The organism is Pectobacterium versatile, from assembly GCF_003932035.1.
Classification (GTDB): domain Bacteria; phylum Pseudomonadota; class Gammaproteobacteria; order Enterobacterales; family Enterobacteriaceae; genus Pectobacterium; species Pectobacterium versatile.
On the sequence record NZ_CP034276.1, the window covers coordinates 3,961,021 to 3,985,707 of the forward strand.

Genomic DNA, 24,687 nt, shown 5'->3' on the forward strand with positions numbered 1-24,687 from the left:
ATTTTTCTATGTAGGGTTAGCGGCCAAAAACCGGGCGTTTACGATCAAATTTCCAACCAGGAATCAGGTACTGCATGGCGACGGCATCATTACGTGCCCCGCTCGGTAATTTTTTGTAGAGATCGTGAGCCTTCATGACCTGTTCCATATCCAGCTCAATTCCCAGACCGGGACGATCCGGCACCTTAATCTTGCCGTTGACGATTTGCAGTGGCTCTTTGGTCAGATGCTGCCCTTCCTGCCAGATCCAGTGCGTATCAATCGCAGTCGGGTTACCCGGTGCCGCAGCCCCCACGTGCGTGAACATCGCCAGAGAGATATCGAAGTGGTTATTGGAATGACAGCCCCACGTCAGCCCCCACTCATCACACAGTTGGGCGACGCGCACCGCACCGTGCATCGTCCAGAAATGGGGATCGGCTAACGGAATATCGACCGCCTGCAACATCACGGCATGGTTCATTTCGCGCCAGTTGGTCGCAATCATGTTGGTCGCGACCGGTAGCCCGGTAGCTCGGCGGAATTCCGCCATCACTTCACGACCGGAGAAACCTTGTTCGGCACCACACGGGTCTTCCGCGTAAGTCAGAATGCCCTTCATGTCTTTGCACAATCCGATCGCTTCATCCAGCAGCCAGGCACCGTTTGGATCGACGGTAATACGCGCATCCGGGAAACGCTTTTTCAGCGCTTTCACGGCATCGATTTCCTGCTCGCCGGGCAGTACACCACCTTTGAGTTTGAAATCTTTAAATCCGTAGCGGTCGGTTGTGGCTTCGGCCAAACGCACAATCGCATCGCTGTCCATCGCCTGCTGGTGACGCAGGTGATACCACTCGTGCTTGCCTTTCTCACCTGATACTTTCTCACCCGACAGATAAGGTAAATCCGTCTTCGTGCGATCGCCGATATAGAACAGATAACCGAGCACGGTGACTTCATCACGCTGTTTACCCGGCCCCAGCAGCTCGGCAACGGGGACACCCATGAATTGCCCCAGCAGATCGAGCAGCGCCGCTTCGAGTGCCGCCACCGCATTCACGCGCAGTTCAAACGTCCAGGCACCTTTGCCGAAGGAATCAAAATCAGAAGACTGGTTGCCGACATGAATGTCATGAACCAGACGGTTCATCCGGGCGATTTGTTCGCCTTTCACACGAGGAATAGCTTCAACCAGCGTGTTGTAAATGACTTCACCACCGGGCGCTTCGCCGACACCGGTATGCCCAGCGCTGTCGGTTAAAATGACGAGGTTACGCGTGAAGTAAGCACCATGCGCACCGCCGATGTTCAGCAACATGCTGTCATAGCCCGCAACGGGAATGACTTTCATGTCGGTAATCACAGGCGTCGCTGAAAAGTTTGTCATGACAGGCTCCCGTCATGAATGGATCGCACAGGATTGACGCTTAGGTTTCCGATGGTTGCCACAACGCAGAAGCGCGCTGAAGCGGATGAAAATAATTCAGTCATACAGAAATAAAAAACAGATGGTGCACCAGTAGATGATTTCATGTTGTTTTCCTACTTTATTAGCGCGACCTTGTTTTTACTCTGATTTGAACTGAACAATGCTTGTAGGGCTTGTAAGATTGTCAGAATAAAAACAGGTTATTACTGAAATAAACCAGTCAGGAATGCGGTGTTGTAATTCGTACCGCCTCACCAACCTCAGTAAAAAGTATAAGTTTTCTTATTTCACAACTCATTGGGCAATAGCACAGCATTCCCTATCGAAATGCAGATTAAATATGTCATTATCACAGGCCAATGGGAGGTGTTTCACGAAAACTGGGAAAAGCGAATTCCTGCTTTATCAACACCGAAATACGTCCCCTTGGTACTCGATTTCGAAGAGGTAAAACCCGACGTTAAAGGGCATGAATAAATGACAAATCTAATAGCGAAACGCTGCGCCATCATACTGATGCCGCAGCGTTTTGTTTTATTACCTATATTCAAACTAATACGGTAACGACTGGCCTTAATTCTTAACGAACGGCTTCAATTCGACACGTTTAATATCTTTCACAATGAACAGGTAGCTGAAGATCGCAACCAGCGCATGAATCCCGACATACACCAGACCACCATTGAAGGAACCAGTCATTCCGATGATGTAGCCAATCGCAATCGGCGTCACGATACCAGACGCGTTACCAAACATATTGAACAGTCCACCGCTCAATCCGCTGATTTCTTTCGGTGCGGTATCGGCCATAACCGCCCAGCCCAGCGCACCAATGCCTTTGCCGAAGAAGGCTGCAGACATCACCGCAATAACGACCCACTCGGTTTCAACGTAGTTACAAATCACCATCGACATGGAGAGCAACATACCGAGAACGATTGGCGTTTTACGGGCAAAGGTCAGTGAATTAGTCCGGCGCATCAGGTAATCGGAAATAATGCCGCCCAGAACGCCTCCCACAAAACCACAGATAGCAGGAACCGAGGCGACGAATCCTGCTTTGAGGATCGACATACCGCGCGCCTGAACCAGATAAAGCGGGAACCAGGTGATGAAGAAGTAAGTCAGTGCATTAATACAATATTGACCGATGTAAACACCAAGCATCATACGGGACTGCATTAATTGCTTGATCTGGTGCCATTTTTCACCCTTCTCAGTCGCTTTCTTCGACCCTTTGGCATCCATATTGATCAGTGCGCCACCGGCCTCGATGTAATCCAGTTCTGCCTGATTCACGCTAGGGTGATCTTTAGGATCGTGGATCACTTTCAGCCAGACAAAGCTCAGAATGATCCCCAATCCGCCCATGAACCAGAACACATGCGCCCAACCCACGGCGTGTACCAGCCAGCCCATGATCGGAGCAAAAATCACGGTAGCGAAGTATTGTGCCGAGTTGAATATCGCGACAGCAGTACCGCGCTCTTGTGCAGGGAACCAGGCCGCTACAATTCGGCTATTCCCCGGGAAGGAGGGTGATTCACACAAACCAACCATAAAGCGCAGCAAGAACAGGGAAATGACGATGCCCGCACCGCTGAAGATATCGACAAAACCTTGTAATAAGGTAAAAATCGACCAGGTAAAAATACTATAGAAGTAGACTTTCTTTGAACCAAAACGATCGAGCAGCCAGCCTCCGGGTATTTGCCCAATAACATATGCCCAGGAGAAAGCAGAGAAGATATAGCCCATCCCCACCGCATCCAGCCCAATTTCCTTAGACATTGCTGAACCAGCAATGGACAAGGTTGCGCGGTCCCCATAGTTAAATGACGTGACAATAAACAACATCACGACAATCCAGTAGCGGGCGTTTGTTCTCTTTTGTATCGCGCCAGCTGCTGAGCTTACTGTATTCATGATGAACTCCTGCTTCAATCGCGGTTCGCTCATTCATTCCGAATAACAGATAACGGTGTAGGGTTATCAGAATGAAGATCAGTGGATAGTTAACATTCCCATTTTTATTTTTTTTGCGAATAGCCAGGCTATATAGCATCAGAGTAATTAGCTGACATCTTCAACTCGCAGGAACATTATAATTTTTACCCACTGACGGCTCACTAGCTAAAAGCACAACATTAAAAATGTCCTTTTGAATATGTTGGTGCACTTGCCCTATATAGTGCGAGGTGTTTCACGAAAAACGCCGCTATTCTCTTTTTACATTCATACACATTATTTTCATTTCTGACTTAAAAACCGTGCGCCGGAAGAATGTGATCAAACTCACCAAAAATTGGGTCTTCGCCTGATAAATCAGAAACAAAAAGCGCTGGCTTAGGTCAATTGCATAATGTACGAGAAGGGAACCTCACGTATACTCATTAGCGAGCAATGAAGTAATAGCGTGGTAATAGTTACCACCGTGTTTCTGATAAACCAATAATAAAGGCTTGCATCATGTCAGATAAATCAGAAAGTAATGCTGCACAAGAGCAGCCACTTTATATTAAGGTCCACGATTCTGATAATGTTGCCATTGTTGTTAATAATAATGGCTTACGTGCCGGAACCCGTTTTAATGATGATCTGGAATTAATTGAGCATGTTCCGCAAGGTCACAAAGTGGCGCTTGTGGATATCGCCAAATCAGGCGCCATCATCCGCTATGGTGAAATTATCGGGTATGCGCTGCGTGATATTGCCAAAGGAAGCTGGATCGATGAATCTCTGGTCGAGTTGCCTCAGGCTCCCGCGCTGGAAACCCTGCCGCTGGCGACCAAAATCCCCCCCACGCTGCCTGCGCTGGAAGGCTACACCTTTGAAGGTTACCGCAACGCCGATGGCAGCGTAGGTACGAAAAACCTGTTGGGCATTACCACCAGCGTGCACTGCGTCGCGGGCGTGGTGGACTATGTCGTCAAAATTATCGAGCGAGACTTATTGCCGAGATATCCCAATGTGGATGGCGTGGTCGCACTCAACCATCTTTATGGCTGTGGCGTGGCAATCAATGCCCCTGCTGCGGTGGTTCCCATCCGTACCATTCACAATCTGGCGCTGAACCCGAATTTTGGCGGCGAGATACTGGTGGTCGGCCTGGGCTGTGAAAAATTACAGCCGGAGCGCCTGCTGGAAGGGACGCCTGATGTACAAGCCATCTCCCTCGACGACACCAGCATTGTCCGCTTGCAGGATGAACACCATGTTGGTTTCAGATCGATGGTGGATGACATTCTGACGATGGCAGACAAGCACCTGCAACGGTTGAACAAACGTCAGCGTGAAACCTGTCCGGCCTCTGAGCTGGTTGTCGGCATGCAGTGTGGCGGCAGCGATGCTTTCTCCGGCGTCACCGCGAACCCTGCCGTTGGTTTTGCATCCGACCTCTTGGTTCGCTGCGGCGCGACCGTCATGTTCTCCGAAGTGACCGAAGTACGCGATGCCATTCATCTGTTGACGCCGCGCGTCATCAATGAAGAAGTCGGTAAACGCCTGCTGGAAGAAATGGCCTGGTACGATAACTACCTCGACAGCGGCCAGACCGATCGTAGCGCCAACCCATCGCCGGGCAACAAAAAAGGTGGCCTCGCGAACGTGGTGGAAAAAGCGCTCGGCTCCATCGCCAAATCCGGCACCAGCGCGATTGTCGAAGTCCTGTCCCCCGGTCAGCGTCCAACCAAACGCGGGCTGATTTACGCCGCAACGCCAGCCAGTGATTTCGTGTGCGGCACCCAGCAGCTTGCTTCCGGTATCACCGTGCAGGTCTTCACCACCGGTCGCGGTACCCCTTATGGCCTGCTGGCTGTCCCTGTGATCAAAATGGCGACCCGAACCGCATTGGCAAACCGCTGGCACGATCTGATGGATATTGATGCCGGAACCATTGCTACCGGAGAGGCCACGATCGAAGACGTAGGCTGGCAGCTTTTCCACTTCATTTTGGATATCGCCAGCGGCAGGAAAAAAACCTGGTCCGATCAGTGGGGGCTGCATAACGCACTGGCCGTTTTCAATCCGGCGCCAGTAACCTGATTATCTTTCTCCGCAGGCCAGAATCATTATCTGGTCTGCGGATAGCGTTATTTGATCTGCAATAAATTCAGCGTCAATAAAAATGGAAGAAAGGCCGTAATTAAAAGAATAAACAGCAGGGCAGCAACATTTAATTTCATTCGCGCAAAGAAAAGATAAAAAAAACTTAACAAGTCATTCTTCTTAGCGTCACCTTCATCAATTCTAAAACACCTTTTAAGAAAAATCCCTATTTTAATCCCCGCCTATTTTTAATCATTTTTTACCAATTATTTATTGCCAATAAAATGAATCAATTGACAGATAATCGTCCTCATCATAGATTTACGCGTGCTGAAAAAGCGTGCTAACACTGATGACATATTTGTTACAAAAATACAGTTACAAAATCTCCATCACGCACAATATAGGGTCAATAGCCCGCTCATAAATAATGCATAACATTATTTTATATAAATGAGTAAGCCACCCAAAAAATTTCAGTATACCCATTTGAATAACTTGAATATTTACACAGCAATATGCCTGACAGATTTCACGGGACTAACCATTCGGCAGCGACACTGCGTTTCAGCCTCTGTAATAAACAGAGCAGCAGAGACGAGAAAAGCGGCCAGCGTGGCTGAACCTGGAAACTGAGCGGGATACGTACGCCGGGGTTTCTAATGAGATTGAATACACCTGTTACACAGCAGGAGTATCTGTTAGACATGGACACCATATTGATGTCCACGACAAATATTCACAGCCACATTACCTATGCCAACTCTGCCTTCATTACGGTTAGCGGTTTTTCCGAAGAGCAGCTCATCAACCAGCCTCACAATATTGTGCGCCATCCCGACATGCCCGTGGAAGCCTATGCCGACATGTGGTTTACGTTGAAACAAGGCGATAGCTGGACCGGATTAGTGAAAAACCGTCGCAACAACGGTGACCACTACTGGGTTCGCGCCAACGTTACGCCGGTCTACCAGCAGGAGCAGCTCGCAGGCTATATTTCGGTGCGTAACACGCCCAGCGCCGAAGAAATCAAGTATGCCGAAACGCTGTATAGCGCAGTGCAGAAAAAACAGGCGGGCAGCCGTAAGTTCTACAAAGGATTAGTCGTTCGCACTGGACTCTTTTCGCCACTGTCGCTCTTGCAGAAATTGTCAGTCCGCTGGCGCTTGCGCTTCGCAGTACTGGCGGTGGGCCTCATTCCAGCACTGCTTGCTTTCAGCGGCATGAATCCGCTGTGGCTGCTGGCAATGACGCTGTTACTCATCGTCATCATGGATCAGTTTCTGCAAAAGCAAATTGCACAGCCAATCAGGATGATACTAAAGCAGGCTCAGCATGTGGTATCGGGCCGTAAAGTAAAGCATGTCCACCTGAACCGGGTCGACGAAATTGGCTTGCTTCTCCGCTCTGTTAACCAGTTTGCCCTGAACCTGCATTCGCTTGTCGACGACGTCAGTACACAGGTAAACGGCATCACCAACGTCAGTCATAAGCTGGCGGAAAACAATGTCGATCTGAATACCCGCACGGAAGAGACATCGGCCAATCTGCAACAGACTGCCGCCGCCATTGAAGAAATTACCGTTGCCGTGCAGCAAAGTGCAGAAACGGCGGCACAGGCCACCACCATGGCAGAAGCCGCCAGCAGCACCGCGTTTAAAGGTGGCAACATCATGAAGGAAACCATCGGCATGATGGATTCCATCTCAAGCGCCAGTGATAAAATCGTTGATATCATTGGCGTGATAGACAGTATTGCCTTCCAGACCAACATCCTTGCGCTGAATGCGGCCGTTGAAGCCGCTCGTGCTGGCGTACAAGGACGCGGGTTTGCGGTGGTAGCCGCCGAGGTTCGCAATCTGGCACAGCATTCCGCCTCTGCGGCCAAAGAGATTAAAACGTTGATCGATGCTAACGTCCAAAGTGTGAAACAGGGCAGCACAATGGTCGAAAACGCGGGCAAACATATCAGCGATATCGTTGATGAAGTCTTGCAGGTCTCCACCATGATCAAAGAGATCAGCAACGCAACGCATGAGCAAACCTCGGCATTGGGCCTGATCAATACCTCTATTGCACAGATAGAACAAATGACACAGCGCAACACCGATATGGTTACCCATTCAACAGAAGCGGCTGAAGGGCTAAACCTCCAGGCCAGAAGGCTGAACAGCGCGATTAACGTGTACGGTAGTTAACGAGCATCATCTCTTCAACTCTGGCAAGGGAGTAGGACAGCGCCCTTGCCAGCAACTTTTTTTCCTTCCAGCAAACGCACAGCCCCCCATTTGTAAGTTTTTCGTAAAGAAAAGCACGATACAGCCGATAATAGTCGAAGAATTGACTTATTTCAGGAGGAAGTGATGTCCATTACAATGAATACGGTGTCAAACGTAACAGCGACGGCCTCTGCGGCCAATAAGCCTGCAGCGAATAAGGCTTCATCTGATACAGAGAGTAAAGCTGCCTCTACCGCCAATACGGGTAGTGGCGCTCAACAAAAAATCGCTGCTATACAAAATCAAATCAAGCAACTGACTAACAAGCTAAAAGAGCTGGGTGCATCCGCCCAAAAAGCGCAAAGTGAAGCCGAGCGCAAACTCATCAAGCAGCAGCAGCAGATGATCCAGGCGCAAATTCAGGCGCTCTATACCGAAATTGCCCGTATCCAAAAAGAAGAAGCAGAAAAGAAAGCAGCCGAGGCTGCATCAAAAATGACATCACAACAAACTGAAAATAAAGACAAAAAAGGCGGAGTTAATATCTACGTCTGACAGCAATATCTGACGCATTCCCTTCTTTCTTTCTCTCTCTTTCCTGATTGATACATTTTGTTACATGAGCTATCAGGAAAGTGAGTATTTAATGCTTCATTGCCAACAATATCCCCTTCGAGAAAGTGCTTAAATTGCCGATGCAAAGGCATGTAGCCCAAACCATTCGGGTATAAACCCTAAATAATTCGAGTTTCAGGCAGGCGGCAAGCGAGCGAATCCCGATGAGCTTACACAAGTAAGTGATTCGGGTGAGTAAACGCAGCCAACGCACATGCAACTTGAAGTATGACGGGTATATCGGCATCTTTTCAGGAGGGAAAATGTCAAACACCATCAGCAGTATCAGCGTATCGACAACAACAGCAAGCAGCAGTAAAAGCAGCAACACCTCAGAGCAGCAGATTGCGCAGCTAACCAAGCAGGTTCAGACGCTTACCAAACAGGTAAGTAAACTGACCGAATCTGCTTCCAGCGCAGAAAGTGATGAAGAACGTAAACTGATCGAACAACAACAACAGGCAATTCAGGCACAGATTCAGGCGTTACAAGCACAAATTGCCCGCTTGCAGAGTGAAAAATCAGAACAGCAGTCTGATTCATCTGCTCCGACTCAAAGTGCTAAACAAGAAGGCGTTAACCGCCCGACAGAAGACAACCAGATTAATATCTACGTATAGTCTGCGTCAGGGATGGGGTAGTCAGTAAACGTGAAAGGTCGCTTCATTGAAGCGACCTTTTTTCATCGAGGGTTACGACAGGAAATGGATAATCAGGGACGGAGCCGTTTCAGTGGCGTGACCAACCCTTGCAGACCTTCTATCTTGATTGCCAACGTAATTTGCATCAATTCCCCTAAGCGACCTTTAGGAAATTCATCCTTGCGGGAGAACCACAGCAGGTACTCTTCCGGTAAATCAATCAGCACTCGCCCTTTGTATTTACCAAACGGCATCTGCATCCTAGCAATGTCTATCAGGTCTTCTTTTTCCATCCGTTTACGCCCCCAATAGTCGGATCATTTCCGCCTCATCGATCACTGGGATCCCCAATTCTTGCGCCTTCGCCAGTTTAGAACCTGCGGCTTCACCAGCAATCACCATATCGGTTTTCTTCGAGACGCTGCCGCTCACTTTTGCCCCTAACGCCGTTAGCCGATCTTTGGCTTCATCTCGGGACAGAATACTCAGCGATCCGGTCAATACTACGGTTTTCCCCGCAAATGGGCTGTCGATCTCTTCAGCATTGACCACCTGAACCTCAGGCCAGTGAATGTTGATGCCTGCGGGATCGGTTAATTCGCGGATCACGGTTTGGTTGTGCTCTTCCTCAAGGAAATGACGCACATGCGCGGCAACGACTTTACCGACATCCGGCACCTCCAGCAGCGCGTCTTCATCAGCAGCAAAAAGCGTTTCCAGCGAACCAAAATGGGCAGCCAGATTAGCCGCCGTCGATTCGCCAACGTCGCGGATCCCCAACGCATAGAGGAAACGCGCCAGCGTGGTGCTTTTCGCCTTTTCCAACGCATTGACCAGATTCGTCGCGGATTTCGGCCCCATGCGATCCAGCCCCGTCATGATCCCAGCGCTCAGGCGGAACAGATCGGCGGGCGTCTTGACGTACTCTTTTTCCACCAGTTGATCGATGATCTTATCGCCCATGCCTTCCACATCCAACGCGCGACGAGAAACAAAATGCTTCAGTGCCTCTTTGCGCTGGGCACCGCAGATCAAGCCAGCGGTACAGCGCGTGACGGCCTCACCTTCTACGCGTTCAACGTCAGATCCACATACGGGACAAGCAGTAGGGAAAACGATCGGCTGCACCGTTTCTGGCCGTTCAGATTCCACGATACCGACGATCTGCGGGATCACGTCCCCCGCTCGACGCACAATCACGCGATCGCCAATCTGCAAACCTAGCCGTTCAATTTCATCGGCATTATGCAGCGTGGCGTTGCTGACGATCACGCCAGCTACGGCGACGGGTTCAAGACGCGCAACGGGCGTAATCGCGCCTGTCCGCCCAACCTGAAACTCGACATCGCGCACCCAGGTCAGCTGTTCCTGCGCTGGGAATTTAAAGGCTACAGCCCAGCGAGGCGCACGAGCAACGAACCCTAATCGCTCCTGCAACTCCAGCGAGTCAACTTTGACAACGACGCCGTCAATATCAAAACCTAACGAGCCGCGAGTCTGTTCAATCTCACGATAAAAATCGAGTACCTCAGTCGGACCAGTGCATAGCCTAATTCTATCGCTAACCGGCAGCCCCCACGCCTTGAACTGCATCAGCCGCTCTTTGTGGCTTGCGGGTAGCTCACCGCCTTCCAGCAGGCCGACGCCGTAACAGAAGAAGGTCAGCGGACGCGTAGCGGTAATGCGTGGATCGAGCTGGCGCAGCGATCCGGCAGCAGCGTTACGCGGGTTAGCAAAGACTTTGCTCCCCGTACGGCGAGCTTCTTCGTTCAGTTTTTCAAAGCCGCTGTGCTTCATGAACACTTCGCCGCGCACTTCAACACGACGCGGAATATTGTCACCCTCAAGGCGCAGTGGAATCGCCGCAACGGTACGAATGTTACTGGTGATATTTTCCCCAGTCGTGCCATCCCCGCGCGTGGCCGCCTGTACCAAAACGCCCTCTTCATACAACAAGCTGACGGCTAAACCATCCAGTTTCAGTTCGCAGCAGAACGTCAGATCGTCACCGTTTTTCAGCCTGTCGCCAATTCGCTTGCTGAAGGCCAGATAACTCTCTTCATCAAATACGTTATCCAGCGATAACATTGGCACTTCATGACGAACCTGTTCAAATGCCGCCAACGGTGCCGCGCCTACACGCTGCGTCGGAGAATCGCGGGTCACCAGCTCGGGGTGATCCACCTCTAACGATTTCAGTTCCTGCATAAGTTTGTCATATTCGACATCAGGAATTTCGGGCGCATCTTCAACGTGATATTTGTATTCGTGATGGCGTAAGACCCGGCGCAACTCCGCTACCCGCAGTGCGGCCGCATTCACTTCGGCTGGTTCTTTCTTCACTGGTTTCATACCTGTTTTATCTGACGTGTCGCCCTGTCGGCATCGTGATTGTTATGATTCTCGCCCGTGATGTACCAGAGCGAGAATCATTAGCTTGCGGACTAACGGCGTCGAAACCTTTCGAGCACCGTCAGTTTTATTTCGTTCAAGATTTAGACGTGTTGGCTTTAATCGTGTTGATGATGTTCGTCGTGGAGCAACCATCCTCAAAGTTCAGGACTTTCACTTCACCGCCGTTGGCCCAGACTTCTTCACTACCGGCGATTTCATGTGGCTGGTAGTCGCCGCCTTTCACCAGAATGTCTGGCAGAATGCTGGCAATCAAACGCTGCGGTGTATCTTCTTCAAACGGCACGACCCAATCGACAGCTTCCAACGCACCCAGCACGATCATCCGCTGCGGCAGCGGGTTGACGGGACGAGTCGGCCCCTTCAGACGCTTGGTTGAGGCATCGCTGTTTACCGCCACGATTAAGCGGTCGCCAAGTTTGCGAGCGTTTGCCAGATAAGACACATGTCCGGCGTGCAGAATATCGAAGCAGCCGTTAGTCATCACAATCTTTTCGCCACGCTGACGCGCCAGTTCAACAACATGTTTCAGCTGTTCTTCGGTCATCACGCCAAATCCGGTTTCAGCACGACCGCGGATAGCATTTTCTAATTCAATCGGCGTGACCGTTGACGTACCCAGCTTGCCAACGACGACGCCTGCGGCAGCATTCGCCAGGAAACAGGCTTCTTCCAGTGAGTTACCTGCCGCCAGCGCAGCGGCCAAAACACCAATCACCGTGTCGCCCGCACCGGTCACGTCATACACTTCCTGCGCCTGCGTCGGCAAATGCAGTGGCGCCTTGCCCGGCTGTAGCAGCGTCATCCCTTGCTCGGAACGGGTAATCAGCAACGCGGACAGATCGTAATCAGCCACCAGTTGCATACCGCGCTCGACCAGCTCTTCTTCCGTTTTGCAACGCCCTGCGACCGCTTCAAACTCAGACAGGTTCGGCGTCAGCAATGTCGCGCCACGGTAGCGGGAAAAATCCGTGCCTTTCGGGTCGATCAGCACCGGAACGCCAGCCGCTTTTGCCGTCTGAATCATGGTTTGCACATGCGCTAACGCGCCTTTTGCATAGTCAGACAGCACCAGTGCGCCAATTTTTGGCAGCGCCAGTTGAATACGTTCGATAATCGGCTGAGGATCAATCCCCTCAAAGCCCTCTTCGAAATCCAGTCGGATCAACTGCTGATTGCGCGACAGCACGCGCAGCTTGGTGATCGTCGGGTGCGTAGGAACAGCGACAAAGTCACACTTCACATTCACTTCGCCAAGTTTGGCATTCAGTGCGCGAGCAGCATCGTCAATGCCCGTTAACCCCACCAGACGCGATCCCGCGCCCAATGCAGCGATGTTCATGGCGACGTTCGCTGCGCCGCCTGGGCGCTCTTCGATCGTATCAACCTTGACCACAGGCACGGGTGCCTCTGGTGAAATTCGGCTGGTCGGCCCATACCAGTAACGATCCAGCATGACATCACCCACCACTAACACACCCGCTTGACGGAAATCAGGCAGCGTCACTTTCATCCTCTACTCCAGGCTTATTTCGCATAATGCGCGTAATAATATCATAGGCACGTATCATACACGCCACTGCCGTGCGGCTCTTCACCGCACGGCACATTTGACCATTAGATAGGAGGAACTTACGCTCCCACTAACCACTTATTCCAACTCACCAGTACCTGCTCCCGCTCCGCAACAAACCGATCCTTGCTGACCCGACCAGACAGTTCCTGCAAGGCCAGATGGTGCAGTTCATTGCGCATGGTGACATAGGCCAGCTTGAGCGCGTTGGCTTCGCTCTCTTCCATCACGCCATATTGCGCCATCAGTTCCAGAATACGCACGTTGTCTGACCAACGGGTCAAACGCGGTTCCTGAGCGGCGTAACGCAGCATCAGATACTGGGCAATGAATTCGATATCCGTAATGCCGCCTGCATCCGTTTTGATGTCAAAGAGTGCTTTATCTTTGTTCGCCAGATGCTGGCGCATTTTTTCCCGCATTTCTCGCACTTCGGTTCGCAGAGTCTCCGCGTCACGCTCTGCGCACAGAATACTGCGGCGAATAGACTCAAATGTCTGCTGCACGCCACTTTCGCCGTACACCATACGCGCGCGCACCAGCGCCTGATGCTCCCACGTCCATGCCTCATTGCGCTGATAGTCATCAAACGCTTCTACCGTACTCACCAACATACCCGCCGCGCCCGATGGCCGCAGACGGGCATCCACTTCATACAAAATGCCTGATGACGTCCGAGTGCTAAATAGATGCATCACTCGCTGTGCGAGGCGCAGGTAAAACTGGCGGCCATCAATGCTGCGTTCGCCATCCGTCATCACGTCCGATGGACAGTCCAGCAAGAACACCAAATCCAGATCGGAGCTGTATCCCAGCTCCCAGCCGCCGAGTTTGCCGTAGGCAATAACGGCAAACCCACGACCTTCACGATGCTGCAAATGCGACGGCTGGCCATAGCGCGCCACCATCTGCCCCCACGCTTGCTGAACCACTGCCGCGATAATCGCTTCCGCCAAATACGTTAAGTGATCGCTCACTTTCATCACTGGCAGTACGCCACCGATATCTCCTGCGGCGATACGCAGTTGCTGCGACTGTTTGAACTGGCGAACCGCTTCTAACTGCTGTTCTTCGTCATCCTCAGGGACGCGCATCAAATACTGGCGTAGCTCATCGGCGTACGCACCCGGTGCCGTCGGCTGATACAGCGTTGACGCATCGAGCAATTCATCCAGCAGCAGGGGATAGCGTGCCAGTTGGCTGGCAACCATCGGCGACGCTGCACACAGGCGAATCAATTGGGCGAGCGCAGCGCGAGACTCCAGCAGCAATTCGAGATAGGTGGTTCGTGTGACGATCCCCAGCAGCAGCGGCGTCAGACGAGACAGCACCGTATCCGCTTCCTGACGAGCGCAGACTTCCGCCAGCAAACACGGCATGAGCTGATCCAGCACGTCTCGCCCACGCGGCCCTATGGTGCGTTTCGCCACGTCGTGACGGAATTCCACAATCGTCCGCATCAGCTTTTCACGCACGCTTTCCGAGAGATGCGGCGTCAGCGGAGCCAGTTCGCCGTCGTCCAGCGTGTCCTGCCATAGGCTGCTATAGCTGCCATGTTCGGGGATATCATTATTGTCCGGCGCATCATCGCCAATCAGGTCATCAAAGACGTGTCGCACCGCCTGCATATGCTGTTCCAGCATGGATTGCAGCGCGTCCCAGTTGTCGAAACCCATTCCCCATGCCAGCCGCTGCTGATTCAGCTCATCACCCGGCAAGGTTTGCGTCTGCTCATCGGCAATGGCCTGCAACAGGTTCTCTAAACGACGCAGAAACAGGTAAGAGGTACTGAGGTCAAGTACCTGCTGCGGCGTTAATAATCCCAGCGATCCCACATGCTGGAGCGTAGGCAGCAGCGAACGCCCTTGTAATCCCGGTTCACGTCCGCCACGAATCAGTTGGAAAACCTGCGTGATAAATTCGATTTCACGAATCCCACCCGCACCCAGCTTGATGTTGTTGCGCAGATCCCGGCGACGCACCTCACGGGCAATCATGCCCTTCATATTTCGCAGCGATTGGATCACACTGAAATCGATATAGCGACGGAAGACAAAAGGCTTCAGCGTACTGCGCAGTTCCTGACTGTAAGCATCGTCCATTCCCCCCATCAGGCGCGCTTTGACCATTGCATAGCGTTCCCAGTCTCGGCCCTGCTCCTGATAGTAATCTTCCATCGCCGCGAAGCTGAGCACCAGCGGACCACTGTCACCAAAGGGACGTAGTCGCATATCCACACGGTACACAAAACCATCGACGGTCGGCTGATCCAGCACCTTAATGAGCCGCTGCCCCAGACGCGTGAAGAACTGCGCGTTATCCAGCTCGCGCCGCCCGCCTTGCGTATGACCATTTTCGGGATAGACAAAAATCAGATCGATATCCGAAGAGAAGTTAAGTTCTCCCCCACCCAACTTTCCCATGCCAAGAATCAGCAGAGGCTGAGCCACGCCCTGAGCATTGCAAGGTGTGCCCCACTCGCGACAACAGGCCTGATATAGCCAGCTTCTGGCCGCTACAATCATCACCTCAGCCAGTTCACTAAGCTGACGCAGCGTGTGTTCTGTCGTACTGGTTTGCAGCGCCTGTGACCACGCAATTCGTGTCAACATATGTCGGCGAAACCGTCGCAATGAGGCCATCAACGCATTTTCATCGTTCACATCGGCCAATGCATTGCTCAACCAGTCGGCGTAGTGCTGCCACTCTTCGGGCTGCGGCGGTTGCTGATGAATCCCTTGCCACCAGTCAGGATGCAGCGCAAGCGCATCGCTGACAAAATCGCTCAATGCCAGAACAGCAGAGTCACTGTCGGTTATCGGTTCATCAGGTGCGGCTTCCCACAAACGTGACAGAGCACGCTGAGAGTGTTCCGTCAGAAGCACAGGTAAAGCGGGCAAAGGAAGTATCGACATGGGGGTTCCCTTGATGCGCCGCCTATCCTCACTGACAAGCGGCAGTTAACAGTTACTGTGATGGTCCGCCGCTATGTAGCCAGAACGGGGACAAGTTCAGCACCTCTTTACGGTAGGCTTCCAGATACGCAGAAGGAGCCTGCCCAGCAGCGAGCCGCTCAATTTCGTGCAGTAACGCCTGCCAGTGTTCAACGTAGGCTTCCACTTGCTCCGCCGGATAGGCTCCGGATAAGAGAAGAAAAGCGTAGATATTACGTTGCAGGCGAGGAATCTGCTGTTCGTACTGTGCTTCCGTCAATTTAGAAGAAAAGGCACTTTTCAGCTCCGCAGTACTGCGGCTTAGCATAATGTCGGCAAAGCGTTTGAACGAGCCCTGTAACTTAATGCGATCTTTATTACCCATATGGTCACACCAGCCAGACTCGACCAACCAGGAAGTCAGTACTAACTTACTTTGCAGGTACTCAGCGCTGTAACACACATCCGCGCCATCAGGGCCTTGTAGCCGAGCCTCCAGAGTGGCGAGTGCAGAGCGAAAAAGCGTGGTGACCTTGCGTAACACGACGCCTCCCACCAGCACCAACATTTCGCGCATCAACGCACTGGCTTCTGGCAGAGCTTCGCGGGCAGAGGCATTCCCTCTGACCCACAGTTCTTCGTGGTATTGCCAGTGACTCAACCCCAGTTCCAGCGCCGCGCGGATGGCTTGATCGATATTGGTTTTTGGATCCACAATCAGTCGATTGAGAGGCTGGCACTCACGAACTGGATTACCTTTAGCCAGATGGTATCCGCGCGCTGCCTTACTCAGGCTGCCCTGTCGCATACCACCAAACTCCGCGATTTCCTTTGCCAGCTCTAACAGATGGGTGGTCTGCCCGACCTTAAGCTCCATCTCCAGTTCGCACAGCGGTTCACTCAGATCCCCGGCGCGAATCTCACCGCGATCTAAGGCAACCTCAATCACGCTTTGATAGTAAGTAAACACCCACTTTTCACGCGTGAAATCTGTACTAAACAGCGGGTTTAGCGACGATTGCAGCTCCACAACATCGCAATCCTCCGGCCAGACTTCCGCCGGAAACAGGCTGAGATCCAGCTCTGCTTTCTCCAGCTCAACGTTATATTCTGGGTGTTGATGCAGCCCGCCAATCACCTTGCCAGCCGTTTTCGCCGTCATTTCGTAGCGTTCATTTTCACCGCGAATACGCAGGCCGATGCCATTGCGGCGCAGGTAATTATCCGCCGTTTCATAATAGGTATTGCTCAGACGCTGAGCACGCATATGCTCATACTGACTGTAATCACTCTCCCAGTCAGTCAGTTGCGTCAGCAGCGATTCAACGCTGTCGGGATGAACAATAAACTTCAGCTCAATTTCTTCACTCATAGCATTCACAACACCAAGACCGCGTTCATTATTATGTCAGTAAATAACATTTTACCTTACCTGACTACTCTTACCGCACACACTCTTTTTCACCTGCGAACAAGCGCGCATTTCTTATGCAAACCTGTCATCAGCTGCGCGGTTTTACCCCGCTTAAACACGCTGCACGCCGCCTTCTAAGAACCTATCCCAGTAAGCGCTATTGGGGCAAAATAGCCCTAATGGGACAGGTTCTAAGACTGTTCTCATTTCGGTTTATAGATTGCCTCGTCAGACTTAAGCCTCTACTATCGGACCACCATTAACGCAACATGATGATCTTATGCAGAAATTAGGCTTACTCTGTTTTACTTTATTTTCTCTCACGTTGAGCTGGACCGCACAGGCGGAAGAAAAACGCTACATTTCCGATGAGTTATTGACGTATGTCCACAGCGGGCCGGGCAATCAATATCGTATCGTCGGCACCGTGAATGCTGGCGCTGAAGTCACGCTACTCAGCGTTAATGAAAGCGCGGGCTATGCGCAGATCCGTGATGATAAAAACCGTACGACCTGGATCCCACTCGACCAGCTTAGCAATACGCCGAGCCTGCGCACGCGGGTGCCGGAGCTGGAAAATCAGGTCAAAGACCTGACTGACAAACTGAATAATATCGATCAGACTTGGAACCAACGTACCGCAGATATGCAGCAGAAAGTCGCTGCCAGCGATAATATTATCAACGGGTTACGTCAGGAAAATCAGGATCTGAAAAATCAGCTTATCATCGCGCAGAAGAAAGTCAGCGCGGCGAATGTCCAGCTTGACGATAAGCAGCGCACCATCATTTTACAGTGGTTTATGTATGGCGGCGGCGTTGCTGGCATAGGTTTGCTGCTGGGCCTGCTGTTGCCGCACATCATCCCTCGCAAAAAGAAAAATGACCGCTGGATGAGCTAATCAGAACACGTGCCTGCTTCTTGCAGGCATTTTTCTTTGCGGCCAACGCAGCGGCGCAAAGATGGTAGTATGTGGTGAAGTATTGGTTATTTATTCAGGAGCCCGACGTTGAAGATTTACCTTGTCGGCGGCGCTGTTCGGGACAGCCTGCTGGGTTTACCCGTCACCGAGAAAGATTGGGTGGTGGTCGGCGCGACGCCGGAGAACCTGCTCGCGCAGGGCTACCAGCAGGTTGGAAAGGATTTTCCCGTCTTCTTACACCCCGTTAGCCGCGATGAATACGCCCTCGCGCGTACCGAACGCAAATCTGGCAAAGGCTATACCGGGTTTGTCTGCCATGCCGCCCCCGATGTCACGTTAGAGCAGGATTTGCTGCGCCGCGATTTGACCATCAATGCCATTGCCCGCACCGAGCGGGGCGACCTTATCGATCCTTATCACGGTCGTCGCGATCTTGAAAGTCGCGTGCTGCGCCACGTCTCCGACGCATTTAGCGAAGATCCGTTACGGGTGCTGCGCGTCGCGCGTTTTGCCGCGCGTTTTGCTCATCTCGGCTTCCAGATTGCAGAAGAAACCATGGCGCTGATGCAAAAAATGGCGCATGAGGGCGAGCTGGCTTACCTGACGCCAGAGCGCGTCTGGAAAGAGACGGAAAAAGCGCTTGGCACATCGTCGCCAGATGTCTATTTTCAGGTGCTGCGAGACTGCGGCGCCTTGGCCGTGCTGTTCCCTGAAATCGATAATCTGTACGGCGTGCCCGCCCCCGCCAAATGGCATCCGGAAATTGATACCGGTATTCATACGATGATGACGGTGGCAATGGCTGCTCGTCTCAGCCCCGAGATTGACGTACGTTTTGCTACGCTGTGCCACGATTTAGGAAAAGGGCTGACGCCGCCTGAACTCTGGCCGCGTCATCTTGGCCACGGCCCAGCGGGCGTCAAACTGGTTGAAGCACTGTGCCAGCGCCTGCGTGTGCCGAATCCGATTCGCGATTTGGCAAAACTGGTTGCGGAATATCATGACCTGGTTCATACCGTGCAGGTGCTGCAACCCAAAACCCTGCTGAAGTTATTTGATGCGATTGACGTCTGGCGCAAACCACAGCGTCTGGAGCAGTTAGCGCTCACGAGCGAAGCCGATGCCAGAGGCCGTGCCGGTTTTGAAGAGAACCCGTATCCACAAGGTGATTATCTGCGTGAAGCCTTCCGCGTCGCCAGTCAGGTCAGCAGTACGGCCGTCGTCGCCGATGGTTTTAAAGGCATTGACGTGCGTAACGAACTGGCACGTCGTCGCATTCATGCACTGGCAGACTGGAAAGCACAGCAGCCGGATAGCTCGGGCACGTCCTGAAACAAAGAGGCCACGCATTAGCGTGGCCTCTTCTCTATAACGGTCTACCTAAAATCGACGTTCTCAGTCTTACATAAACACTATGTAAACCACGCCTGCGACGATAAAACGGTAAATCGCGAATGGGACAAACGAGATGCGTTTGATGATTTTCAGGAAGGTTTTAATCGCAATCAGCGCCACGACAAACGCCGTCACGAAGCCCACGGCAAACATCGGCACATCGGCCAGCGACAGGAAATGCCAGCTTTTATACAGATCCAGAACAGTCGCGCCCATCATCATGGGAACCGCCAAAATAAAAGAGAACTCAGAAGCGGCATAGCGGCTGACGCCCATCAGCATCCCACCAGAAATGGTCGCTCCCGAACGTGAAAAACCAGGCCACAGCGCCAGACATTGAAAACAGCCAATCATAAATGCCTGACGGTGCGTGATGTCATCCAGCCCGACAGCACGCGGCTGTTTTGGCTTGAACCATTCCGCCGCTAACAGCAGGAAGCCACCGATAACCAGCGCATACATCACGTTCTGCGGATAAAACAGCGACTTGATGAAGTCATGAAAAATCAGGCCAAGCACCACTGCGGGAATCATTGCCAGCAAGATGTGCGTCAGTTTCAGACGCCCAGAGGTTTTCCCCTCGTGCGGAACTTCACCGAAGTGAATCCCTATTAGACCAAAGAGGCGGCGCCAGAACATCACGACAACGGCCAGAATCGAGCCAAGCTGAATGATCACTTCAAATGTCTTGGCTTTCTCATCAGCAAACCCTAACCAATGACCAACAATAATCATATGCCCTGTAGACGATACGGGCAAAAACTCGGTCAGTCCTTCGACCACGCCAAGAATAAATGCGATTAGCAATGAATGCAGGTCAGTCATCTAAAAATCCTTGCCTCTAATATAAAAACGAAAATACAGCCCACAAAAAAGCGGCCGCGTACTTCCGCGAGCCGCTACACACCCTAAATAATTCGAGTTGCAGGCAGGCGGCAAGCGAACAAGTCCCGATGAGCTTACTCAAGTAAGTGATTCGGGTGAGTGAACGCAGCCAACGCACATGCAGCTTGAAGTATGACGGGTATAACTGGCTTATAGACTATTTGGGTTACGGTTTAGTTGCACGTAAAGCCGTATTTATTCTGTTAAACCAGATTTATCGTATGCCGCGCTCAATAATCACTCCAACCTGACGCGCCTGCGCGACGGCGCCCGGCTTGCTGAGCTTGATCCGCAGCCAGGGAATCGAGAAGCGCTGCATCAGCATGTGCGCGACTTCTTCAGCAACGCGTTCCACCAGCGCAAAACGCTGGTTTGCCACGTGGGCAATCACCGCCTCGCTGACATCGGCATAGCTCAGGCAGTCATTAACATCGTCACTGGCGGCTGCCTGACGGTTATCCCAGCCCATTTCGATATCGAACACCAGTTTCTGCTGGATGGTCTGTTCCCAATCGTAAACACCAATAGTAGTGATTACAGTAAGTTCTTCAATAAATACGATATCCATCACGCCATTCTCTGTTTTTGTCGCTGTCGGATACCACTTCCGACGGAATGTGCGTATTATCCACAGATGAGAAGAGTAAAACGACCCTTATTAAACGTCTCTCTATACAAACTAAACGGAATAGCGTTATGAGTGTTACCGCGCTTGGTATGATGTTAATCGCGTATCTGTGTGGCTCTATTTCCAGTGCGATTTTGTTTTGCAGAATTGCTGGGCTACCCGACCCGCGCCAGCATGGTTCTGGGAACCCCGGAGCCACTAACGTATTGCGTATTGGCGGCAAAGCGGCCGCTGCAACCGTATTGGTGTTTGATATCCTGAAAGGCATGCTGCCTGTTTGGGCTGCTTACGCGTTAGGCGTTGCCCCGCTGTATCTCGGGCTAACCGCCATCGCCGCCTGCCTCGGCCATATCTATCCGGTCTTTTTCCACTTTCGCGGCGGCAAAGGTGTGGCAACGGCTTTGGGCGCCATCGCCCCGATCGGCTGGGATCTAACGGGCCTGATGACCGGCACCTGGCTACTGACCGTACTGCTGAGCGGCTATTCCTCGCTTGGCGCGATTGTCAGTGCGCTCATCGCGCCGTTTTATGTCTGGTGGTTCAAGCCACAGTTTACCTTCCCCGTCGCGATGCTCTCTTGCCTGATACTGATGCGTCATCATGACAATATCCAACGCCTCTGGCGCGGACAGGAAAGTAAAATCTGGAATAAGCTGCGTAAGAAAAAACAGCCGGAAGACGAACAAACCTCCCCCGAAGAGTAAGGCAAAAAAATTCCCGTTTTCACGGGAATTTTTTTATGAAATATGACTAGAATCGGCCGATAGCGGCAAACTCCTGCGACTGCACTTTAAACTGTGACATGCTTTCTGCCAGCAGGCGCGCCTGATCTTCCAGTGAGCGCGTGGCCGCGGCGGACTCTTCTACCAGAGACGCATTTTGCTGTGCGACTTCATCCATCTGCGATACCGCCAGATTTACCTGCCCAATGCCATTACTCTGCTCACGCGTTGCCGTTGAGATCTCCCGCATCAGGGACGTCACGCGCGCCACAGCGTCAGAAACGTCATTCATCGTTTCGCCCGCCATTTTCGCCATAACGGTGCCTTCACTGACGCGACTTTGAGATTCTTCCATCAGCATTTTGATCTCTTTGGCCGATTGCGCACTGCGCTGTGCCAGACTGCGGACTTCCCCCGCCACCACGGCAAATCCACGCCCCTGCTCACCCGCACGAGCCGCTTCAACTGCTGCATTCAGCGCCAGAATATTGGTCTGGAACGCGATGCCGTCGATCACCGCCAGAATATCGCCAATGCGTGCTGAGCTGCTGGAGATCATCTGCATTTTCTCAATCATGCTCCCCACGGTTTCACTGCCTTTATTGGCAATGTCGGACACATTTTGCGCCAGCGAATGTGCTTGCTCTGCACTCTCCGCGTTCAGCGTCACCGTAGCGGTCAACTGCTCCATGCTGGCTGCGGTTTCTTCCAGCGAGGAGGCTGACTCTTCCGTACGCGCGGCTAAATGGGTATTGCCGGAAGACAGTTCGCGCGTACCGACGTCAATCTGCATACCGGCATCACGGACGCGGCCCACGGCGGTTGCCAGCGAATGCTGCATGGCCTTCATCGCCTGAATCAGGCGGCCAATTTCATTATTGCCGCCATCGGCGATGCGCTGAGTCAAATCACCATGGGCAATAAATTCCAGTTGGCCGACGGTCTCTTCAAGCGGAGACAGAATGGAACGCTTCAACGCAATCCAGGCAGCCAACACCAGAAGCAGCACGGATATACAGGCAACACCAATAATCATCAAACGGTTGAACGCAAAGCTTTCCGCTTCTGCGAGCATGTTTTCCCCGACTTCCAGACCGAAGTCACGGAATTCGTTCGCGACCTTATCCATCTTAACGCTGAGCGGCGGTAGCACGTCCTGCAACAGCACGTAATAGGCAGCGACATCGCCACGCTTCAGCGCATCGACCATCGGCTGAACGCCAAGATTCATGTATTGCTCGTAGTTGCTTTTAACTTCTGCGGCCATTTTGGCACCGCGCTCTGTTACGGTCCCGTAGGAAAGAAAGCGTGCCATTTCTTTGTGGGAAAGTGCGGTGTAGGCTTCTGCCCGCGCGACCGATGCATTCGCCAGATCGGTCAGCCCATTTTCCATCTGACGAGCGGCCAACGCCGCCCCCGTTCTTGCACGCAGTGAAGCGGTATAGCTCCCTGCCAGCGCCGTAACTTCTTTGCCCTGAATCTTGTCGATTGTCGTAAGAGACGTGATTCCCTGATTGATTGAAGTGATGCCGATTCCGCACACCAGTAGTAAGAGCAGTACCATCGTTCCTAACAAAGCAATCAAGCTCGTCTTGATGGTGATATTTCTTAACATTTTCGTTTCCCTGGAATTACAAATGATAAATAAATGCGGAGAAAAGCTCTGCATAACGTGATCTTGATCATGTTCCCTATCGGTAACAAACCCACTTTCTTTAAAGAAACTTTAGTAACGAAAGTATTTTTACTTAAACGACTCACGGGAGCCGTATAGCGCCTCGGTACGCTAAAAATCGGCGACATCAAACGCTTTTTGGCTATAATGACGGCCACGCTATTTCAGGTTTAAGAGAAGGAAACCGACATGAGTCTGATCAATGTCCCGGCGGGTAAAGATCTGCCGGAAGATATCTATGTAGTAATTGAAATTCCCGCGAACGCCGATCCGATCAAATATGAAATTGATAAAGATACCGGTGCGCTGTTTGTAGACCGTTTCATGTCTACAGCCATGTTCTACCCATGCAACTACGGCTACATCAACCACACGCTGTCTCTGGATGGTGACCCGGTTGACGTTCTGGTTCCGACCCCGTATCCGTTGCAGCCGGGCTCAGTGATCCGCTGCCGTCCTGTTGGCGTGCTGAAAATGACCGACGAAGCGGGCGAAGATGCCAAGCTGGTTGCCGTTCCGCACAGCAAGCTGAGCAAAGAATACGATCACATTAAAGACGTTAACGACCTGCCTGAACTGCTGCGTGCACAGATCAGCCACTTCTTTGAACACTACAAAGATCTGGAAAAGGGCAAGTGGGTTAAAGTTGAAGGTTGGGATAACGCTGAAGCGGCAAAAGCCGAAATCGTTGCTTCCTTCGAGCGCGCAAAAAACAAATAAGCGCCACACGATATGCATTAAAGCCCTTATGGGCTCAAGATATCGCATGATCAAAAACACCGCCTTGCGCGGTGTTTTTATTTATGGCGACCATGACTTGATTGGCTACTCGGCCTCAAGCCTCTTCTTCATCTTCTTCGCTGCGCTTTAGCCAGTCACCGCTGGCAATACGCGTCAGCCCTACAACAGGGTGCTTGTACAGATAGATCCAGGCACTGCCCAGAGGCGTACGAATCAGCTCACGTTGGTATTCGTGGCCGTCCCGCTTTAAGGCATCCAGCTCTGTCAAAATCGACGAACTAATGCGATAGACCTCGCAATGGATTTCTCCATCGCCGGGTACGACTGCCGGATAATGGCCGAGATCGTACAGCTCGAAACCTGCGAGCTGACAGTCCCCTAACCATTGCGCATTTGTCATCCAATGACTGTTTCCCTGTTTGCGTCGTAAACTGCCGTAAACAATAATTCGCAT

General features: G+C 52.0%; 19 protein-coding genes. 8 read left to right on the forward strand and 11 right to left on the reverse strand.

All coding sequences use genetic code 11. The features are described from left to right. Positions 1–16: 16 nt before the first annotated feature. Positions 17–1,369 carry an enolase C-terminal domain-like protein gene (locus EIP93_RS17985; RefSeq protein WP_010285156.1) on the reverse strand — a complete coding sequence of 451 codons (1,353 nt, stop codon included), beginning with the start codon at positions 1,367–1,369 and terminating at the stop codon, positions 17–19. Positions 1,370–1,984: 615 nt separating this feature from the next. After that, the gene (locus EIP93_RS17990; RefSeq protein ID WP_103861738.1) at positions 1,985–3,337 is read right to left on the reverse strand and encodes an MFS transporter; all 1,353 of its coding nucleotides are present in this window, start codon (positions 3,335–3,337) and stop codon (positions 1,985–1,987) included. Between the two features lie 543 nt (positions 3,338–3,880). On the opposite strand from EIP93_RS17990, the gene garD reads away from it, so the two are divergent. From garD to EIP93_RS18010, 4 genes are all read left to right on the forward strand, one after another. Next, positions 3,881–5,455, forward strand: a complete 1,575-nt coding sequence (gene garD / locus EIP93_RS17995; protein ID WP_095700462.1) for a galactarate dehydratase — start codon at positions 3,881–3,883, stop codon at positions 5,453–5,455. 665 nt (positions 5,456–6,120) lie between these two features. Further along, entirely contained in the window at positions 6,121–7,656 is a 1,536-nt protein-coding gene (locus EIP93_RS18000) for a methyl-accepting chemotaxis protein (protein WP_164498017.1), read from the forward strand. Positions 7,657–7,821: 165 nt separating this feature from the next. Further along, positions 7,822–8,232 (forward strand): FlxA-like family protein, encoded by a 411-nt coding sequence (locus EIP93_RS18005; RefSeq protein ID WP_103861741.1) that lies wholly within the window; start codon positions 7,822–7,824, stop codon positions 8,230–8,232. Between the two features lie 323 nt (positions 8,233–8,555). Further along, on the forward strand, positions 8,556–8,912 hold the full coding sequence (locus tag EIP93_RS18010) for a FlxA-like family protein (protein WP_103861742.1): 357 nt from the start codon (positions 8,556–8,558) through the stop codon (positions 8,910–8,912). Positions 8,913–9,004: 92 nt separating this feature from the next. Here the strand turns inward: EIP93_RS18010 and EIP93_RS18015 are convergent, their stop codons facing one another. From EIP93_RS18015 to EIP93_RS18035, 5 genes are all read right to left on the reverse strand, one after another. Then, complete coding sequence (locus EIP93_RS18015; RefSeq protein ID WP_103861743.1) at positions 9,005–9,226, reverse strand: DUF3820 family protein; 222 nt, start codon at positions 9,224–9,226, stop codon at positions 9,005–9,007. Between the two features lie 4 nt (positions 9,227–9,230). After that, on the reverse strand, positions 9,231–11,285 hold the full coding sequence (gene ligA / locus EIP93_RS18020) for an NAD-dependent DNA ligase LigA (RefSeq protein WP_125233068.1): 2,055 nt from the start codon (positions 11,283–11,285) through the stop codon (positions 9,231–9,233). 136 nt (positions 11,286–11,421) lie between these two features. After that, positions 11,422–12,858, reverse strand: coding sequence for a bifunctional D-glycero-beta-D-manno-heptose-7-phosphate kinase/D-glycero-beta-D-manno-heptose 1-phosphate adenylyltransferase HldE (hldE, locus tag EIP93_RS18025; RefSeq protein WP_125233069.1), 1,437 nt, complete (start codon positions 12,856–12,858; stop codon positions 11,422–11,424). Between the two features lie 119 nt (positions 12,859–12,977). Then, positions 12,978–15,833: a bifunctional [glutamate--ammonia ligase]-adenylyl-L-tyrosine phosphorylase/[glutamate--ammonia-ligase] adenylyltransferase gene (gene glnE / locus EIP93_RS18030; protein ID WP_125233070.1), complete on the reverse strand. Its 2,856-nt coding sequence runs from the start codon at positions 15,831–15,833 to the stop codon at positions 12,978–12,980. A 52-nt stretch (positions 15,834–15,885) separates the two neighbouring features. Next, entirely contained in the window at positions 15,886–17,223 is a 1,338-nt protein-coding gene (locus EIP93_RS18035) for a CYTH domain-containing protein (RefSeq protein WP_125233071.1), read from the reverse strand. Positions 17,224–17,545: 322 nt separating this feature from the next. On the opposite strand from EIP93_RS18035, the gene EIP93_RS18040 reads away from it, so the two are divergent. Both EIP93_RS18040 and EIP93_RS18045 read left to right on the forward strand, forming a co-directional pair. Beyond that, on the forward strand, positions 17,546–18,166 hold the full coding sequence (locus EIP93_RS18040) for a TIGR04211 family SH3 domain-containing protein (RefSeq protein WP_103861748.1): 621 nt from the start codon (positions 17,546–17,548) through the stop codon (positions 18,164–18,166). A gap of 108 nt (positions 18,167–18,274) precedes the next feature. After that, positions 18,275–19,519, forward strand: coding sequence for a multifunctional CCA addition/repair protein (locus tag EIP93_RS18045; protein WP_125233072.1), 1,245 nt, complete (start codon positions 18,275–18,277; stop codon positions 19,517–19,519). Positions 19,520–19,588: 69 nt separating this feature from the next. On the opposite strand, the gene bacA is transcribed toward EIP93_RS18045, so the two are convergent. Next, a complete protein-coding gene (bacA, locus tag EIP93_RS18050) occupies positions 19,589–20,407 on the reverse strand; it encodes an undecaprenyl-diphosphate phosphatase (protein WP_109225247.1) in 819 nt (272 codons plus the stop codon). A gap of 274 nt (positions 20,408–20,681) precedes the next feature. Continuing rightward, the gene (folB, locus tag EIP93_RS18055) at positions 20,682–21,035 is read right to left on the reverse strand and encodes a bifunctional dihydroneopterin aldolase/7,8-dihydroneopterin epimerase (RefSeq protein WP_039470228.1); all 354 of its coding nucleotides are present in this window, start codon (positions 21,033–21,035) and stop codon (positions 20,682–20,684) included. Positions 21,036–21,163: 128 nt separating this feature from the next. Here folB and plsY point away from each other — a divergent pair, with 128 nt between their 5' ends. Beyond that, on the forward strand, positions 21,164–21,799 hold the full coding sequence (gene plsY, locus EIP93_RS18060) for a glycerol-3-phosphate 1-O-acyltransferase PlsY (RefSeq protein WP_039470226.1): 636 nt from the start codon (positions 21,164–21,166) through the stop codon (positions 21,797–21,799). Positions 21,800–21,845: 46 nt separating this feature from the next. On the opposite strand, the gene EIP93_RS18065 is transcribed toward plsY, so the two are convergent. Further along, positions 21,846–23,432, reverse strand: a complete 1,587-nt coding sequence (locus tag EIP93_RS18065) for a methyl-accepting chemotaxis protein (protein ID WP_107333402.1) — start codon at positions 23,430–23,432, stop codon at positions 21,846–21,848. A 249-nt stretch (positions 23,433–23,681) separates the two neighbouring features. Here EIP93_RS18065 and ppa point away from each other — a divergent pair, with 249 nt between their 5' ends. Next, the gene (gene ppa / locus EIP93_RS18070; RefSeq protein ID WP_103861751.1) at positions 23,682–24,212 is read left to right on the forward strand and encodes an inorganic diphosphatase; all 531 of its coding nucleotides are present in this window, start codon (positions 23,682–23,684) and stop codon (positions 24,210–24,212) included. Positions 24,213–24,327: 115 nt separating this feature from the next. On the opposite strand, the gene EIP93_RS18075 is transcribed toward ppa, so the two are convergent. Further along, the gene (locus tag EIP93_RS18075; protein WP_039470221.1) at positions 24,328–24,687 is read right to left on the reverse strand and encodes a gamma-glutamylcyclotransferase family protein; all 360 of its coding nucleotides are present in this window, start codon (positions 24,685–24,687) and stop codon (positions 24,328–24,330) included.

Bases quoted from the DNA above. Each gene is read 5' to 3' on its own strand.
- EIP93_RS18010 (WP_103861742.1), top strand. From the start codon at position 8,556: ATGTCAAACACCATCAGCAGTATCAGCGTATCGACAACAACAGCAAGC.
- EIP93_RS18075 (WP_039470221.1), bottom strand. From the start codon at position 24,687: ATGCGAATTATTGTTTACGGCAGTTTACGACGCAAACAGGGAAACAGT.
- bacA (WP_109225247.1), bottom strand. From the start codon at position 20,407: ATGACTGACCTGCATTCATTGCTAATCGCATTTATTCTTGGCGTGGTC.
- plsY (WP_039470226.1), top strand. From the start codon at position 21,164: ATGAGTGTTACCGCGCTTGGTATGATGTTAATCGCGTATCTGTGTGGC.
- EIP93_RS18015 (WP_103861743.1), bottom strand. From the start codon at position 9,226: ATGGAAAAAGAAGACCTGATAGACATTGCTAGGATGCAGATGCCGTTT.
- folB (WP_039470228.1), bottom strand. From the start codon at position 21,035: ATGGATATCGTATTTATTGAAGAACTTACTGTAATCACTACTATTGGT.
- EIP93_RS18065 (WP_107333402.1), bottom strand. From the start codon at position 23,432: ATGTTAAGAAATATCACCATCAAGACGAGCTTGATTGCTTTGTTAGGA.
- EIP93_RS18035 (WP_125233071.1), bottom strand. From the start codon at position 17,223: ATGAGTGAAGAAATTGAGCTGAAGTTTATTGTTCATCCCGACAGCGTT.
- EIP93_RS18000 (WP_164498017.1), top strand. From the start codon at position 6,121: ATGAGATTGAATACACCTGTTACACAGCAGGAGTATCTGTTAGACATG.
- EIP93_RS17985 (WP_010285156.1), bottom strand. From the start codon at position 1,369: ATGACAAACTTTTCAGCGACGCCTGTGATTACCGACATGAAAGTCATT.
- ligA (WP_125233068.1), bottom strand. From the start codon at position 11,285: ATGAAACCAGTGAAGAAAGAACCAGCCGAAGTGAATGCGGCCGCACTG.
- hldE (WP_125233069.1), bottom strand. From the start codon at position 12,858: ATGAAAGTGACGCTGCCTGATTTCCGTCAAGCGGGTGTGTTAGTGGTG.
- garD (WP_095700462.1), top strand. From the start codon at position 3,881: ATGTCAGATAAATCAGAAAGTAATGCTGCACAAGAGCAGCCACTTTAT.
- ppa (WP_103861751.1), top strand. From the start codon at position 23,682: ATGAGTCTGATCAATGTCCCGGCGGGTAAAGATCTGCCGGAAGATATC.
- EIP93_RS18005 (WP_103861741.1), top strand. From the start codon at position 7,822: ATGTCCATTACAATGAATACGGTGTCAAACGTAACAGCGACGGCCTCT.
- EIP93_RS18040 (WP_103861748.1), top strand. From the start codon at position 17,546: ATGCAGAAATTAGGCTTACTCTGTTTTACTTTATTTTCTCTCACGTTG.
- EIP93_RS17990 (WP_103861738.1), bottom strand. From the start codon at position 3,337: ATGAATACAGTAAGCTCAGCAGCTGGCGCGATACAAAAGAGAACAAAC.
- glnE (WP_125233070.1), bottom strand. From the start codon at position 15,833: ATGTCGATACTTCCTTTGCCCGCTTTACCTGTGCTTCTGACGGAACAC.